Consider the following 14,442-nt stretch of genomic DNA (forward strand, 5'->3'; position numbering starts at 1 on the left):
TGCAAGGAAATAAGCCGTATGGACTAAAAATTAAGCAGTAGTAACCATCATTGTATATAAAAATAATAAAGCGATAATAAAAGCCACAATATAAAACGCATCTGATTTTATTAGTTTTTCAAACATATAAAAAACTCCCCTTCAGTATTTTATAAGGTCCCGGAACAGTTGTTCTGATCTCAGTATATTTAGAACAGCTGTTCTTGTCAACACTTTTTAGAACATTTGTTTGTAAAATTATTATTTAAGTGCTATACTGTGAATAACAAATACCTATGCTAGAGGGGAGAAAGTCATGACAAAACTATCAAAAAGACAGCAGATGATTTTTGACTTTATTAAAGAACAAGTAGAACAAAAAGGCTATCCGCCTTCCGTTCGCGAAATCGCTGTTGCTGTCGGGTTAGCTTCAAGCTCTACTGTTCATGGGCACTTAGAAAGACTCGAAAACAAAGGATATATACGGAGAGATCCGACGAAGCCCCGTGCCATTGAGATTATGTATGAGAATGAAAACGAAGCACCCAGAGACAAAGCCATTTATGTACCTGTAATCGGAAAAGTTACAGCAGGTATTCCTATTACAGCAATTGAAAATATTGAAGAATTTATTCCTGTTCCGAGCTCCTCAGCTGGTCCGGAGGATAACCTGTTTGTACTTGTAATTGATGGAGAAAGTATGATCGAAGCAGGTATTTTAGACAATGATATGGTTATTGTCAAACAGCAGAGTTCCGCTGATAATGGTGATATAGTAGTAGCAATGACCGAGGAAAATGAGGCTACTGTTAAACGATTTTTTAAAGAAAAAAACCGTTTTCGACTGCAGCCGGAAAACGCAACCATGGAACCACTTTATTATGAAAATGTTTCTATCCTGGGTAAGGTTATTGGATTATACCGTAATATCCACTAAAAATAAAAAAAGCAGTATACTTATACAAGCTGAGAACAGAACATCCTGCCTTCTAGATTTATTAGCGATGTTATTTCCAAAAAAAGGTTAACGGACACAGTTTTAACTGTATCCGTTAACCTTTTTTCTAACATAAAATTAGTCCAAGTCTAATATGCTTTATATAAAGTACAAGTTCAAGGAGTGTATAAAATTGACTGAAACGATAAAAAAGAAACGTTGGCTTTATATTCCAATTATTATTATCAGCTTTATTCTGGGAATTATCTATTTAACGAAAGTTGCTGACTATTTAACGCTGCCATTTTTATCAACTCTTTTAATCATTGTCACTTTTTTAGAAGTTTATCCAGGCAGGAACTATTTTTCCAAAACTAATTTAATAAAAATCATTTCTGCTCTTTTGCTTGTTGCTCTTGCCTTATGGTACCAGGTTACTGTTTTTATAATTGGTTAAATCGACAAGCATTTCATTCAATCTTTCTTAGAAATCCGATGCTTACCATTTCTTACGCTAATCAAAAAATAAGTAATATACCGACTTTTTGAAATATAAACAAGTCAGTTGATTCCATTTTTTATATTTACTATCTAAAACCAAAGGACCCGTATAAAATTATGTCGGCTGCTTCATACCCGTCACAGGAATATTAACTCACTTTATGTTCCAATCTTAATCGGTCAGCAACCATTGCGATGAATTCTGAGTTTGTCGGCTTCGCTTTTGAAATATTGATGGTATAACCAAATAAAGCCGAAATGGAATCAATATTTCCTCTGCTCCAGGCAACTTCTATCGCATGACGGATAGCTCTTTCTACACGTGAAGCAGTTGTATTAAATTTTTTAGCAATATCAGGGTAAAGCACTTTTGTAATAGATCCTAAAAGTTCAATATCATTATAAACCATCGTAATTGCCTCTCTTAAGTACATATATCCTTTAATATGTGCAGGTACACCAATTTCATGAATAATATTTGTTATATTTGCTTCCAGATCTTGTTTTTTCCTGTTTTCTGTATTTGTTTTATTGACATTCGATACTCTTGGAATACTGCTGCCCTGAACCTGCAGAATTTGATCAGCCAGATTCTGTATGTCAAATGGCTTCAGAATAAAATAAGAAGCTCCTAAATCTACAGCTTTCTTCATTACCTCTTCCTGACCAAAAGCTGTCAGCATAATAATATGTGGTTTTTTATTTAAATCCATTTTTTTAATTTCATTTAATACGGCAATCCCGTCCATATGAGGCATAATTATATCTAATACCAATACATCTGGATTCTTCTCTTCAATCAGCGGGATGCAATCCCTGCCATTTAATGCTGTTCCAACGATTTCAATTTCGTCCTGCTCCCCAAAAAAGTCCTCCATTAATTGAATTAACTCACGATTATCATCAACAAAACATACAGATATTTTACTCACTAAAAATCCTCCCTTTGCTTTTTATGCACCTATTACATATTCTACAAAAAATATAAATATCCTCTTTAAAATCAAAAAACTTTTGATTTATTTCGATTTTCTTAAGTATTCTCTGTTTTTCTTTGTTTTTCACCAACTTTCGACATGTTTTTCAAGCTATTTGTATTCGTTTTCATTATATCAGATAGTGATTGGATATAAAACACCTGCACCCAATCACTATAAGCAGCTTTAATCTTTATCATACTAACTCAACTTTCGCACCTGAAAAAATAACTTGCTTATCGTAGTGATAGGTATTGATTTTCCCTTCCATCTATCTCTTGACAAAGTAAAAAAGCGATTATTTCATCCAGCTCTATCAGGATGTGATTTCTTTCATTCACTGTAGAAGCCTAACTGAGCAGACCAACCACGAAGACTCCTAAGTGGTTCGCAGGCTAAACCCGTGACTCCTGTCACAACGCCTGCACTTGCACGTCCTGTGCATCGCAGGGCGAGCTGAAGATCCACTTGAAAAGCGGTTTTCTTTTCAAGTTAGCTGAAGCCGTCCCCATAGAAAGCGTAGTGGTTGGTCGGAGCGGAGCTATACACAATCTGCATTTCAATCAATAAAAAGATGATTTAACAACACGCAAGCAGGAAAATGAAGAACATGTTCATCCTGGAATAGGAAGGTATAAATGCTTGTTCTCTGGTGTGAAGGTTGAGTTCTTATAATACTAATCAAAAAAATACTTGTAATGGCAATCACCATTACAAGTATTTTTTAAGCTGCATTCTGATTGGATTCGGGCTTGATAATGCCGGCATCCTCAAGCATCCACTCGATATGAACGCCATAACCTGAGGTTGGGTCATTAACGAATACATGTGTTACTGCACCAATAATTTTGCCATTTTGAATAATTGGACTGCCACTCATCCCCTGAACAATCCCGCCCGTTAACTCTAATAATCGGGGATCGGTGATTTGAATAACCATTCCTTTTGTTGATGCGGACTTTTGAGGAACACTGCTGATAATTTCAATATCAAATTCTTCAATTTTTTCTCCATCAACTACTGTAAGAATTTTTGCAGGACCTTCTTTGACTTCATGGGATAGAGCTACAGGAAATGCTTCCTCGTATTTTTCATGATTTACTTCCTTCTCTAATATCCCAAATATGCCGAAATCCGTATTTTTTGTTATATTACCAATTCTTTTTTCTTGTGTTTGAAAGGAGGCTTGTTTTTCTCCCGGTAAACCATTATCTCCCTTTTCAATGGCTGTTACAGAAGAATGAATAATGGATCCCTGTTTAATATCAATCGGCTTCTTTGTATCCATATCTGAGATAACATGCCCTAAAGCACCATACCGCCCTGTTTTAGGGTCATAAAACGTCATGGTGCCGATCCCTGCAGCAGTATCTCTAATATACAACCCGATTTTATAAGCTTTTTCTTTCTTATCAAAAATCGGCTGTAAACTGGTTTCAATAAATTTATCTCCACGTTTCAGCTTGATTTGCAGCTTTTTTTTCTCTTTGCCGCTATTATCTACAATCGGTTTGATATCTGTCATATGGTTAATTTTTTGGCCGTTTATTTCAACAATTGTGTCACCAACATTTATTTTAGCAGCCTCTCCCGGAGATTTTGCCCCTTCTGATACTTTTACCTGATGATGGCCAACAACCAGAACTCCTTTTGTCTCCAGCTGAACCCCAATGGATTGTCCCCCGGGCACAACTTTCACATCTTCCAGGCGCTGATACTGCTCTTTATTGTCCTCTTTTGAGCTCTCCTCCTTATTTAAAAAGGGAATGATTGGGGAGTCATGGAAAACTTCTTTATATCCTTGTAGGGATGTATCTGCGTGGATAAAGGAAGGAAAAAGAAAAAACAACGTAAAAAAAAGTGATAACAGCGAGCATGTTTTATATTTTAAATTGCTCTTGTTTGGCTTACTCATAAATCGTCTCCTCCTCATACAAAAAATATTATCTTTCTGTACATATACTTTTTGCAATTGGAGGGCAGTTTAAACTGGAACAACCTATGTGATATGTGTATCTTTTCCTATAAAAATATAGATAAACTTATGTATAGTGTTGTTGTTCTAAAGATGCAAAAGGACATGTTATTAACGAAATTTGTAAGTACAGGAAAAAGAAAAAACCGGTACGTTTATTGTCCGGTTTTTTTTCGTTTTTATCCCTTTAATTTGATTTTTTAAAACTCCCTGCCAATACTAACATTTCCTTCGCATGTTCTTTTGCCGTATCTGTTAATTTTGTTCCTGTAATCATACGACTTAATTCCTCAATAAGCTCTTTGTCATTTAATTCAATAACAGAAGTAAATGTGCGGTTAGACTTTTCTTTTTTCTGGATAAACTTATGTGTATCTGCCATCGCAGCAACCTGCGGAAGATGTGTAATACATAAAACCTGTGATTCAAGGGAAATTTCATGAATTTTTTCGGCGATTGCCTGCGCAACTCTTCCGCTGACACCTGTATCCACTTCATCAAAAATAACACTCGTGATTCCCTGATGCTTTGAGAAGATTTTCTTTAAAGCAAGCATAATCCTGGATAACTCTCCACCTGAAGCAATTTTTGTCAGATCCTTTAATGGTTCTCCGACATTCGTTGAAATTCGGAACAATATTTTATCATATCCGTTTGATTTCAGCTTTCGCTGCGCAGAATCTTCAAAATCAATGGAGAAGGTTGTTTTTTCTAAATAGAGATCCTTTAACTCCATGTGAATATCATGCGTTAACTGTTCAGCTGCCTGTTTTCGTAAATGATGGAGCTGGTCCGCTTCCAACAAAGCATCTTTTTCAAGCTCTTCAATTTCTGTCACAAGTGTATTTAAATGTGATTCCCTGTTTGTAATCTGCTCAATTTCTTCTTCAACACGTCCTAAATAATCTAACATTTCTTCCACTGTCGGACCATATTTACGTTTTAGTCTGTTCAGTTCATCCATCCTCTGTTCAATCTCATTGAGCCGCTCTGGATTGTACTGGAGCTGATCGAGATAGTTACGAATATCAAAAGTGATCTCTTCCAGCATATAATAATGGTTAGACATACTATCTAATTTTCCGGCAATAAAAGGATCTAAATCCGCACCATCCTGTAAAGATAATTGCGCCTGACTGATTAAATCTAATCCGTGCTGCTCGCCATATAAAGAAAAATAAGCATCAGAAAGTGATTTGTGTATTTTTTCATAATTAGCAAGCTGGTTACGTTCTTCTTCCAGTTCCGTATCTTCTTGAGGAACGAGCTGTGCTTCTGTTAATTCCTGCTGCTGAAATTGAAGCAGATCCAGACGCTGTGCCATCTCCTGTTCATTGTCATTCAAATTGCGGTACTTCTTTTTCAGATTTTCCAGACGGTAATAAATATCCTGATAATCCTTTTTCGCTTCTTTCATTGCATCTCCAAGATAAAGATCTAAAAAGTCAATGTGCTGCTCATTATCCATCAACGATTGCGTTTCATGCTGGCTATGGATATCAATCAGTGTCTTTCCAAATTCTCTGAGGATGGCTAATGTCACTAATTTACTGTTTACACGACAGATGCTTTTTCCTGAGGCAGTAATCGTCCGTTGGAGCACAATTTGTTCATCACTTATTTCAATTCCGTACGCTCTACCAACCTGATAAATAGGATGCTTTTTATGATCAATAAAAAATAATCCTTCTATCTCCGCTTTATTCGATCTATGTCTGACAAAGTCCACGGATCCCCGTGCTCCTGCTAATAACTGAATAGCATCAATAATAATTGATTTCCCCGCACCTGTTTCCCCAGTCAATACAGTAAGCCCTTCCTGAAAGCTTAAGGATAATTCTTCAATAATCGCAAAGTTTTTTATAGATAATTCTGTTAACATGCTCCTCACCCCAACTAAACAATTTTAAAGTGTGTGTTCAAAAAGTACGATGAAAAGGACCAAGAAGTTCAAGGCGGCACATCTTTGAGGAACGCAGCGTATGCTTTAAGATACGTGAGTACCGGAAAAGTAAGCCAACGCACTTTCGCAGGATGCGATGACTTCTACGTTGCCCACACGACGTGGGCGCTCTTAGTAGAAGCTCCTTCTCCACGAAGTGTCATTTTTGTTGGGCTTTTTGAACACCCTTTTAAAGCATCCCGATTAACCGATTTTTAATTTCCTCCGCATGCTCCGGCGTCCGGCAAATAATTAAGCAAGTATCATCTCCGCAGATTGTTCCCATAATTTCTTCCCAATCCAGATTATCAATTAAAACACCGACTGCATGGGCATTTCCGGGAAGTGTTTTTAGAATAATAAAATGGCTTGCATTCTCTATTTTAACAAATGTATCTACGATTAACCGCTGCAGTTTTTGCAGTGGATTAAAACGCTGATCTGCCGGCAGGCTATATTTATACTGGCCAGTATTTGTCGGAACCTTGACCAGCTGCAGCTCTTTAATATCGCGTGATATTGTTGCCTGCGTTACGTTATAGCCGAGATTTTTCAATGCATCAACAAGCTCGTCCTGTGTTTCAATAATATTTTCAGTAATCAATTCCCGAATTTTAATGTGACGTTGTATTTTACTCAAGTATAAATCCCTCCTCCTTTTAGTACATCCTCTTTTAGTAAAGCTTATCTGAGATTTATTATACAAGTGCCTGTTGCGCATCCTTAACAACATTTTCTAACCCAATTTCTTTTGGTGTTTCTTTGTTCTTCCATCTAAAATGTGCCAAAAATTCAATATTTCCTTCTGTTCCTTTAATAGGTGAATATGTTAAGTCCACTAAAGTAAAAGATACATCAGCAGCATATCTTACTGTTTTTTCCAAAACCTCTAAATGAATGGAAGGATCCCTGACAATTCCTTTTTCGCCAACCTGATCTTTAAAAGCTTCAAATTGTGGTTTTATCAAGGCAATAATATCATTTTTTTCGTTTAATAATGTCGCCAGGACCGGGAAAATATGCTTTAAAGAAATAAAAGATACATCAATAGAAGCTACTTCCGGAAAACCGGACGTTAACATATCTGGTGTAACATGTCTGAAATTTGTCCGTTCCATCTCGATAACACGGGGGTCATTTCGAAGCTTCCAATCCAATTGATTATAGCCGACATCAATGGCATAGCATTTTTTTGCACCATTTTTCAATGCACAATCCGTAAAACCTCCTGTTGAAGAACCAATATCCATAAATATTTTATCTGAAACATCTACGGAAAATGATTGAAGTGCCTTTTCAAGCTTATACCCGCCACGTCCTACGTATTTTAAGCGTTTGTCTTTGATTCGAAGCGGTGTTTCAACCGGAATCAGACTTCCTGGTTTATCAATACGTTCTGCTCCGGAGTAGACTAATCCTGCCATTACAGCACGTTTCGCTCTTTCAACATCTTCTGCCAGTTCCCGTTCCACCAATAGCTCATCAATTCTTTTCTTTTTTTTCATAGACCTTTTCCTTTTCCGAATAAATCATTTTTATTGGGCTTTTTAAATTTTCTTTTTTAATGATCTCTTTGACTAAAATAATCTGTCAATGCTTTCAAAAGAGAATCTTCTGCGCCTGCTGACCTCAAGCTTTCATAAGCTTTTTGGACATATTTTTCTTTTTGTTCCATAGCACCATCAAGACCTAATAATTTAGGATACGTGCTTTTTTCATTTAATTCATCACTGCCAACCGGTTTACCCAGCTTTTCTTCTTCACCGGAAACATCAAGAATATCATCCTGAACCTGAAAAATCAGTCCCAGATAATAAGCATATTGCTTCAGATAGTGTAACTGCTCATCAGTAGCGTTTGCTAAATATGCTCCTGCAAAAATGGCAAAACGAATGAGTTCACCCGTTTTTAACGCATGAATTTCTTCCATGGCCTCTAACGAAACAGATTGCTTCTCCGCTTCCATATCAAGAATTTGTCCACCGACCATTCCTTTAGGTCCGCTGCAGGCAGCTAATTCTTTGGCAAGGACAACTTTCTCTTCTGAAGTAAGCAAAGAATCACTTAAAATCAATTCAAAGCTATAGGTTAACAATGCGTCGCCGGCAAGGATAGCTGTGGCTTCATCAAACTTTTTATGATTCGTTAACATACCGCGCCGGTAATTATCATTATCCATTGCCGGCAAATCATCATGAATAAGTGAATAGGTATGTATCATTTCAAGCGCAATCGCTGATGACATCGCTTTTTGAACATTCTGACCGTATACTTCATAACTTGCAAATAATAAAATTGGACGCAGCCTTTTCCCGCCAGCATCTAAGGAATAAAGCATAGACTGTTTTAAATTAGCAGGTATCTCAAGCTTATCAAAGCAGCTTGTATAAGCTTTTTGAAGTTCTTCACGGTAAAACTCTAGATAAGCTTGCAATCGTTTATGCATGATCTTATTTATCCTCCTCTACATCAAACGGTTCCAGTTCTCCTTGTTCGTTTAAAATATGAACCATTTTTTCCTGTACATTTGTTAATTTCTCATTACACAGCTTAGAAAGCTTCATTCCGTCATGATAATATTCGATTGCCTTTTCAAGAGGAACATCTCCTTCTTCCAGCATTGTTACAATATTTTCTAACTTTTCCATAGCCTGCTCAAAGGTTAATTCTTCATATTTCTTTTCTTCCGCCACTGTCATCTGCCTCCTTTATCTTTTGTACTTCTGCTTGAACATATCCATCCTTCAGCCTTACATCTATCTGGTCTCCCTGATTCACTTCCTTAATGGATTTAATTACATTACCGTCCTCGTTATAGCTGATTCCATAGCCCCGGGCCATAATCGCGAGCGGATTAACCAGTGTTAATTTATTTATCGAAGTATGCAGCTCACGTTCTGAATTTGTAAACAGCTGTTTCATGGATCTGTTCAACTGTGCTGTTAATTTATTATTATTATCAGCTGCGGCTTTTATTTCTTGCTCCGGATGCTGCGTACCCAATCTTTTTTTCAAATGTGTGTAACGCACCTGCTTCTCTTCCATCCGGTTTTTAAATGATCTGTTAAGCGTATCCAGCATCGTATCCAGCTCTTGTTCCTTCTGAGCAATCAGCTGTTTGGGATACTTAAACGCATAGGTCTGGCTTAAACGTTCTAAACGCTTTGAATACATTTGTATATCCGTACGCATAACCTGTGTTAAGCGCTGCACAAAATACGATACTTTATCAAGCTGTTCTATTTGAGACGGGACAGCCAATTCAGCTGCTCCTGTCGGTGTAGGCGCGCGTAAATCAGCTACAAAATCTGCAATGGTTGTATCCGTTTCATGTCCCACAGCAGAAATTACCGGGATGCTTGAGTCGTAAATCGCTCTTGCAACTGCTTCTTCATTAAAGCTCCACAGTTCTTCAATAGAACCACCGCCGCGGCCTACGATCAAAACATCATACTCCTCTGAAAAGGCATTCGCATATTGTATTGCTCTTACAATAGAACTGACCGCCTGTGGTCCCTGTACAGAAACAGGCAGAACAGTAATTTTCACAGAGGGGGATCTTCTTTCAATCGTTGTCACTATATCACGGACAGCAGCTCCTGTCGGTGAGGTAATTACACCAACATGATTCGGATAGGCAGGAATCTTCTTTTTCTGATCATCAAGAAATAAGCCTTCTGTTTGCAATTTTTCTTTCAACTGCTCAAAAGCCTGATACAATGCTCCAATGCCATCCGGCTCCATTTCGCGGATATAGAGCTGATATTGCCCGCTTGATTCATAGACGCTCACCTCTCCACGGATAAGCACGCTCATCCCATTTTCCGGGCGAAATAGAAGTCTGCTGTTATTAGAAGAAAACATGACTGCCTGAATACGGGCATTATCATCCTTAATCGTCAGATACATATGCCCGCGGCTATGGTGTTTAAAATTAGATATTTCCCCGCGCAGCCAAACCTGACGTAAATGAGGATCTGTATCTATCTTCCGTTTCACATATCTGGTCAGGGCAGTAACCGTCAGATAGTTATCCTTCACTTTTCAGACAATCCTTTTGCTGCTTTAATGGTATTTTTTAAAAGCATTGTAATTGTCATCGGACCAACACCGCGGGGAACAGGCGTAATATAAGATGCTTTTTCCTTTGCACTTTCAAACTCTACGTCACCTGTCAGCTTTCCGTTATCCATGCGGTTAATTCCCACATCAATAACAACAGCTCCTTCTTTGACGTAGCTTCCGTCTACAGCATGCTCTCTTCCCATTGCCACGACCAGAATATCTGCTTCAGATGCAATTTCACGGAGGTTTTTCGTACGGGAATGGCAGTACGTAACTGTAGCGTTTCTCTCCAACAGTAATAATCCCATCGGCTTCCCGACAATATTACTTCGCCCAATAATTACTGCACGTTTACCTTCTATTTCAATATTTTTAGATTCAAGCATTGTCAAAATACCAAAAGGTGTACAGGGTAAGAAAGTCTCTTCTCCATTTACAAGCTTTCCAATATTAATCGGGTGGAAACCATCGACATCTTTTAAAGGTGAAATAGCATGAATGACCTTCTGTTCATCGATATGATCAGGCAACGGCAATTGGACAAGAATTCCATGCACCTCTTTAGCATTATTCTGCCTTTCAATGACCAGTAAAAGCTCCTGCTCAGATACTGATTCAGGAAGTTCAATTAAATCAGATGCTATCCCGGTTATTTCACAAGCCTTCTCTTTTCCTCTGACATAGGATTTTGATGCAGGATTATCTCCTACCAAAATAACAGTCAAATGCGGATGGATATCCTCTTGCTTCAACGCTTCTACTTCTTGTTTCATCTCTATCTTCAGTTGGTCGGATAATTCTTTTCCATTTAATATTTCTGCAGTCATCATTGCCCCTCCTTAAGAAATAACCTTTGATAATACACCGTTAATAAATTTACCGGATCGTTCATCTCCAAATGTATGTGCGAGCTCTATTGCTTCGTTGATAGATACATTTGGCGGAATGTCCTCCATGTATAATAATTCATAAACTGCCATTCTTAAAATAGTACGCTCCACCGCTGCAATGCGCTCGAGCGACCAATTTTCCAGGTTTTCTGCTATTTTTGAATCAATTGCTTCTTTATAAGTAATTACTCCTTCAATCAACATAGTCAGGAAAACATCCTTCCGTTCATCTTCCTTTAATGACTCCATTGCTAAACTAATCTCGTCTTCATTTATGTCTAATTGAAAAAGCGTCTGAAATGCTTTTTCTCTGGCTTTATGTCGGTTCATCACGCAGCTCCTTCTAAATTCTTTCATTTACTGTTAAAATCATAACACGTTTCCCTTAATTTTGGCTAGGATACAGTATACCCGCTTTTGTGATTAAAATAGGAGATACTCAGCCAACAAAAAGGAAACACAGGTCATTTTACCCGTGTTCCCCATTGTGAATCAAATGTATATTTATACAATTTCCTGATTTTCCATTTGAATACCTGCTACATGAACATTTACTTCTTCAACCTGAATAGATGTCATGGTATGAACATTTTGCTTAATATTAGTCTGCAGCTTTGTTGCAACTTCCGGAATCGATTTTCCAAACTTAAGAATTACGTAAATATCAATAATAGCGCCGTTTTCTGTTAATTCCACACGAACCCCTTTGCCATGTGATTTCTTGCCAAATTTTTCAGCAACACCTGTTGCAAAGTTACCGTGCATCGATTTTACACCGTCTACTTCCGTTGCAGCTATTCCTGCAATAACTTCAAGGACTTGCGGTACAATCTGTACACTGCCTAAGCTGTCATCCTCAAGAATATCTAATAATAGTTGGTCACTCATTGCCATCACTCCTTATTTGCTATCCTCATCTTCCCTTTCCTGGATGATTGGATATTCAGTTAAGAAATTCGTATTGAAGTCCCCTTCTTTAAACACAGGGTGGTTCATAATTTGATATTGGAATGGAATAGTCGTGCGTACTCCTTCAACAACAAACTCTTCTAACGCACGCTTCATACGTTCTACAGCTTCTGCTCTGGTAGGAGCATAAACAATAAGCTTAGCAATCATGGAGTCATAATATGGCGGGATTCTATAGCCGCTATATGCGCCGGAATCAACGCGAACTCCCAACCCGCCCGGCGGCAGGTACATCTCGATTTCTCCTGCTGAAGGCATAAAGTTTTTATATGGATCTTCTGCATTGATACGACATTCAATGGCATGCCCTTCAAAAGTAATGTCCTCCTGGGTAAACGCCAGCTCCATGCCATCAGCAATACGAATTTGTTCTTTAATTAAATCCACTCCAGTAACCATTTCCGTTACAGGATGCTCTACCTGAATACGCGTATTCATTTCCATAAAGTAAAATTCTTCTGATTGTCTGTCAAAAATATATTCAATGGTGCCGGCACCAACATAATCTACCGCCTCGGCCGCTTTTACAGAAGCTGCTCCCATACGGCTGCGGATTGTTTCGTTAATGGCAGGTGACGGAGATTCCTCCACAAGCTTTTGCAGACGGCGCTGAATAGAACAATCTCTTTCTCCGAGATGTACGATATTTCCATGTGTATCAGCCAGTACCTGAATTTCCACATGTCTGAAATCTTCAATGTATTTCTCAATATAGACGCCGGGATTACCAAAGGCTGTTTCAGCTTCTTTCTGTGTCAGCTCCATTCCCTTGATTAATTCTTCTTCTGAACGGGCTACACGAATTCCTTTACCGCCACCGCCGGCAGTTGCTTTAATAATAACAGGATAACCTATTTCTTCGGCAATTTGTTTTGCATGGTCAATGCCATCTACAATTCCTTCTGATCCAGGGACAACAGGAACATCAGCAGATTTCATTGTTTCTTTGGCAACGTCCTTGATACCCATTTTTTGAATAGCTTCTGGCGTCGGACCGACAAATGTAACATTGCACTCCCTGCAAATCTCTGCAAAATCAGCATTTTCTGCCAGGAATCCATATCCCGGATGTATTGCATCCGCCTCTGTTGACAATGCAACACTCATAATATTAGTTATGTTTAAATAGCTGTCCTTACTTAATTTCGGGCCGACACAATACGCTTCATCGGCTAGCTCAACATGTAACGATTCCTCGTCTGCTTCAGAATAGATTGCAACCGTCTCTATGCCCATCTCCTTACAGGCGCGGATAATCCGGACAGCTATTTCTCCACGATTGGCAACTAATAGCTTTTTAATCAATTATTCCATCCCCTTACTTCTTCTTTACTCTAAATAATGGCTGGCCGTATTCTACAAGCTCACCATTTTCAACTAAAACTTCCACAATTTCTCCATTGGTTTCAGCTTCAATTTCATTAAATAATTTCATTGCTTCTACAATACATACAACTGTGTCTGTATTGACTGCACTGCCTTTTGACACAAAAGGATCGCTGTCCGGTGAAGAAGAAGCATAAAATGTTCCGACCATCGGGGAAACAATTTCATAATCATAGTCAGCTGAAGCTTGAGGTGCTTCTTCTGCTTTCGTTTCTGTTTGTGCACTTACTTCAGGCTGCGGTTTTTGAACTGCCGGAGCTTGAGGTTCTGCTGTAATTTGGGGCTGTGTTTGAACGGTAGTAGTCACAGAACCTGTATTTTTTTTCATAGCTATCACTGCACCGTTTGCCTCATAGGAAAATTCCGTTAATGATGATTTATCGACCATTTCTATAATTTCTCTAATCTCATCTACTTGTAACATATTGGCACTCCTCGCTTCAATTAAAATCTTTTTTAGTATTTCATATTGGCTGTTTCATTACCTTCTAATATATTACGATAAAATGAATAAAAACTTCAAGTCTACCGCAAATACTATCTTGTTATTATAACAGTTATAGCCTGAAAATGTTGGTTTTAACTATATTTTAAAAACTCAACTTTCGCACCTAAAAAATAACTTGCTTATCATAGAGACAGGTATTGATCATTCCTTCCATCTATCTCTTGACATAGCATAAACTCTATCTAGAAAGAAGGTAACATGTAAGGCTACCGCTGAACTGCACCCTGTCAAGTAGACAGTAAAAAAACAAAAATCTATGCAACAGTCTGATACCGGTATTCTAACGGTGTCAGGCTATTTAAGTTCTCCTGGT

The 14,442-nt window shown here is 38.1% G+C and carries 15 protein-coding genes; 2 read left to right on the forward strand and 13 right to left on the reverse strand.

Annotated features, from left to right (window positions below; genetic code table 11):
* Positions 1-295: 295 nt before the first annotated feature.
* The gene (gene lexA / locus IEX29_RS22980; RefSeq protein ID WP_188737619.1) at positions 296-916 is read left to right on the forward strand and encodes a transcriptional repressor LexA; all 621 of its coding nucleotides are present in this window, start codon (positions 296-298) and stop codon (positions 914-916) included.
* 193 nt (positions 917-1,109) lie between these two features.
* Complete coding sequence (locus IEX29_RS22985; RefSeq protein ID WP_188737621.1) at positions 1,110-1,373, forward strand: hypothetical protein; 264 nt, start codon at positions 1,110-1,112, stop codon at positions 1,371-1,373.
* A 193-nt stretch (positions 1,374-1,566) separates the two neighbouring features.
* Here the strand turns inward: IEX29_RS22985 and spo0A are convergent, their stop codons facing one another.
* From spo0A to accB, 13 genes are all read right to left on the reverse strand, one after another.
* Entirely contained in the window at positions 1,567-2,349 is a 783-nt protein-coding gene (gene spo0A, locus IEX29_RS22990; protein WP_188737623.1) for a sporulation transcription factor Spo0A, read from the reverse strand.
* Between the two features lie 769 nt (positions 2,350-3,118).
* On the reverse strand, positions 3,119-4,309 hold the full coding sequence (gene spoIVB / locus IEX29_RS22995; protein ID WP_188737625.1) for a SpoIVB peptidase: 1,191 nt from the start codon (positions 4,307-4,309) through the stop codon (positions 3,119-3,121).
* Between the two features lie 247 nt (positions 4,310-4,556).
* A complete protein-coding gene (gene recN, locus IEX29_RS23000; RefSeq protein WP_188737627.1) occupies positions 4,557-6,251 on the reverse strand; it encodes a DNA repair protein RecN in 1,695 nt (564 codons plus the stop codon).
* 250 nt (positions 6,252-6,501) lie between these two features.
* Positions 6,502-6,951 (reverse strand): transcriptional regulator AhrC/ArgR, encoded by a 450-nt coding sequence (gene ahrC, locus IEX29_RS23005; protein WP_077601359.1) that lies wholly within the window; start codon positions 6,949-6,951, stop codon positions 6,502-6,504.
* A 58-nt stretch (positions 6,952-7,009) separates the two neighbouring features.
* On the reverse strand, positions 7,010-7,816 hold the full coding sequence (locus IEX29_RS23010) for a TlyA family RNA methyltransferase (RefSeq protein WP_188737628.1): 807 nt from the start codon (positions 7,814-7,816) through the stop codon (positions 7,010-7,012).
* Positions 7,817-7,872: 56 nt separating this feature from the next.
* Complete coding sequence (locus IEX29_RS23015) at positions 7,873-8,757, reverse strand: polyprenyl synthetase family protein (RefSeq protein WP_188737630.1); 885 nt, start codon at positions 8,755-8,757, stop codon at positions 7,873-7,875.
* A 4-nt stretch (positions 8,758-8,761) separates the two neighbouring features.
* The gene (locus IEX29_RS23020; RefSeq protein ID WP_188737632.1) at positions 8,762-9,010 is read right to left on the reverse strand and encodes an exodeoxyribonuclease VII small subunit; all 249 of its coding nucleotides are present in this window, start codon (positions 9,008-9,010) and stop codon (positions 8,762-8,764) included.
* Positions 8,982-10,352 carry an exodeoxyribonuclease VII large subunit gene (xseA, locus tag IEX29_RS23025; protein WP_188737634.1) on the reverse strand — a complete coding sequence of 457 codons (1,371 nt, stop codon included), beginning with the start codon at positions 10,350-10,352 and terminating at the stop codon, positions 8,982-8,984. Before xseA ends, IEX29_RS23020 begins: the two co-directional genes overlap by 29 nt.
* Positions 10,349-11,203: a bifunctional methylenetetrahydrofolate dehydrogenase/methenyltetrahydrofolate cyclohydrolase FolD gene (folD, locus tag IEX29_RS23030; protein WP_188737659.1), complete on the reverse strand. Its 855-nt coding sequence runs from the start codon at positions 11,201-11,203 to the stop codon at positions 10,349-10,351. The genes xseA and folD overlap by 4 nt, the downstream gene beginning before the upstream one ends.
* 12 nt (positions 11,204-11,215) lie before the next feature.
* Positions 11,216-11,596 (reverse strand): transcription antitermination factor NusB, encoded by a 381-nt coding sequence (gene nusB / locus IEX29_RS23035; protein WP_188737635.1) that lies wholly within the window; start codon positions 11,594-11,596, stop codon positions 11,216-11,218.
* A gap of 174 nt (positions 11,597-11,770) precedes the next feature.
* Positions 11,771-12,154 (reverse strand): Asp23/Gls24 family envelope stress response protein, encoded by a 384-nt coding sequence (locus tag IEX29_RS23040; protein WP_188737637.1) that lies wholly within the window; start codon positions 12,152-12,154, stop codon positions 11,771-11,773.
* A 12-nt stretch (positions 12,155-12,166) separates the two neighbouring features.
* Positions 12,167-13,540 carry an acetyl-CoA carboxylase biotin carboxylase subunit gene (gene accC, locus IEX29_RS23045; RefSeq protein WP_188737638.1) on the reverse strand — a complete coding sequence of 458 codons (1,374 nt, stop codon included), beginning with the start codon at positions 13,538-13,540 and terminating at the stop codon, positions 12,167-12,169.
* Positions 13,541-13,553: 13 nt separating this feature from the next.
* The gene (accB, locus tag IEX29_RS23050; RefSeq protein WP_188737640.1) at positions 13,554-14,045 is read right to left on the reverse strand and encodes an acetyl-CoA carboxylase biotin carboxyl carrier protein; all 492 of its coding nucleotides are present in this window, start codon (positions 14,043-14,045) and stop codon (positions 13,554-13,556) included.
* Positions 14,046-14,442 lie beyond the last annotated feature (397 nt).

Origin of the sequence: Oceanobacillus neutriphilus (assembly GCF_014645515.1) — a bacterium.
Lineage (GTDB): Bacteria > Bacillota > Bacilli > Bacillales > Amphibacillaceae > Oceanobacillus > Oceanobacillus neutriphilus.

Bases quoted from the DNA above. Each gene is read 5' to 3' on its own strand.
- lexA (WP_188737619.1), top strand. From the start codon at position 296: ATGACAAAACTATCAAAAAGACAGCAGATGATTTTTGACTTTATTAAA.
- spoIVB (WP_188737625.1), bottom strand. From the start codon at position 4,309: ATGAGTAAGCCAAACAAGAGCAATTTAAAATATAAAACATGCTCGCTG.
- recN (WP_188737627.1), bottom strand. From the start codon at position 6,251: ATGTTAACAGAATTATCTATAAAAAACTTTGCGATTATTGAAGAATTA.
- IEX29_RS23010 (WP_188737628.1), bottom strand. From the start codon at position 7,816: ATGAAAAAAAAGAAAAGAATTGATGAGCTATTGGTGGAACGGGAACTG.
- IEX29_RS23015 (WP_188737630.1), bottom strand. From the start codon at position 8,757: ATGCATAAACGATTGCAAGCTTATCTAGAGTTTTACCGTGAAGAACTT.
- IEX29_RS23020 (WP_188737632.1), bottom strand. From the start codon at position 9,010: ATGACAGTGGCGGAAGAAAAGAAATATGAAGAATTAACCTTTGAGCAG.
- folD (WP_188737659.1), bottom strand. From the start codon at position 11,203: ATGACTGCAGAAATATTAAATGGAAAAGAATTATCCGACCAACTGAAG.
- nusB (WP_188737635.1), bottom strand. From the start codon at position 11,596: ATGAACCGACATAAAGCCAGAGAAAAAGCATTTCAGACGCTTTTTCAA.
- IEX29_RS23040 (WP_188737637.1), bottom strand. From the start codon at position 12,154: ATGAGTGACCAACTATTATTAGATATTCTTGAGGATGACAGCTTAGGC.
- accB (WP_188737640.1), bottom strand. From the start codon at position 14,045: ATGTTACAAGTAGATGAGATTAGAGAAATTATAGAAATGGTCGATAAA.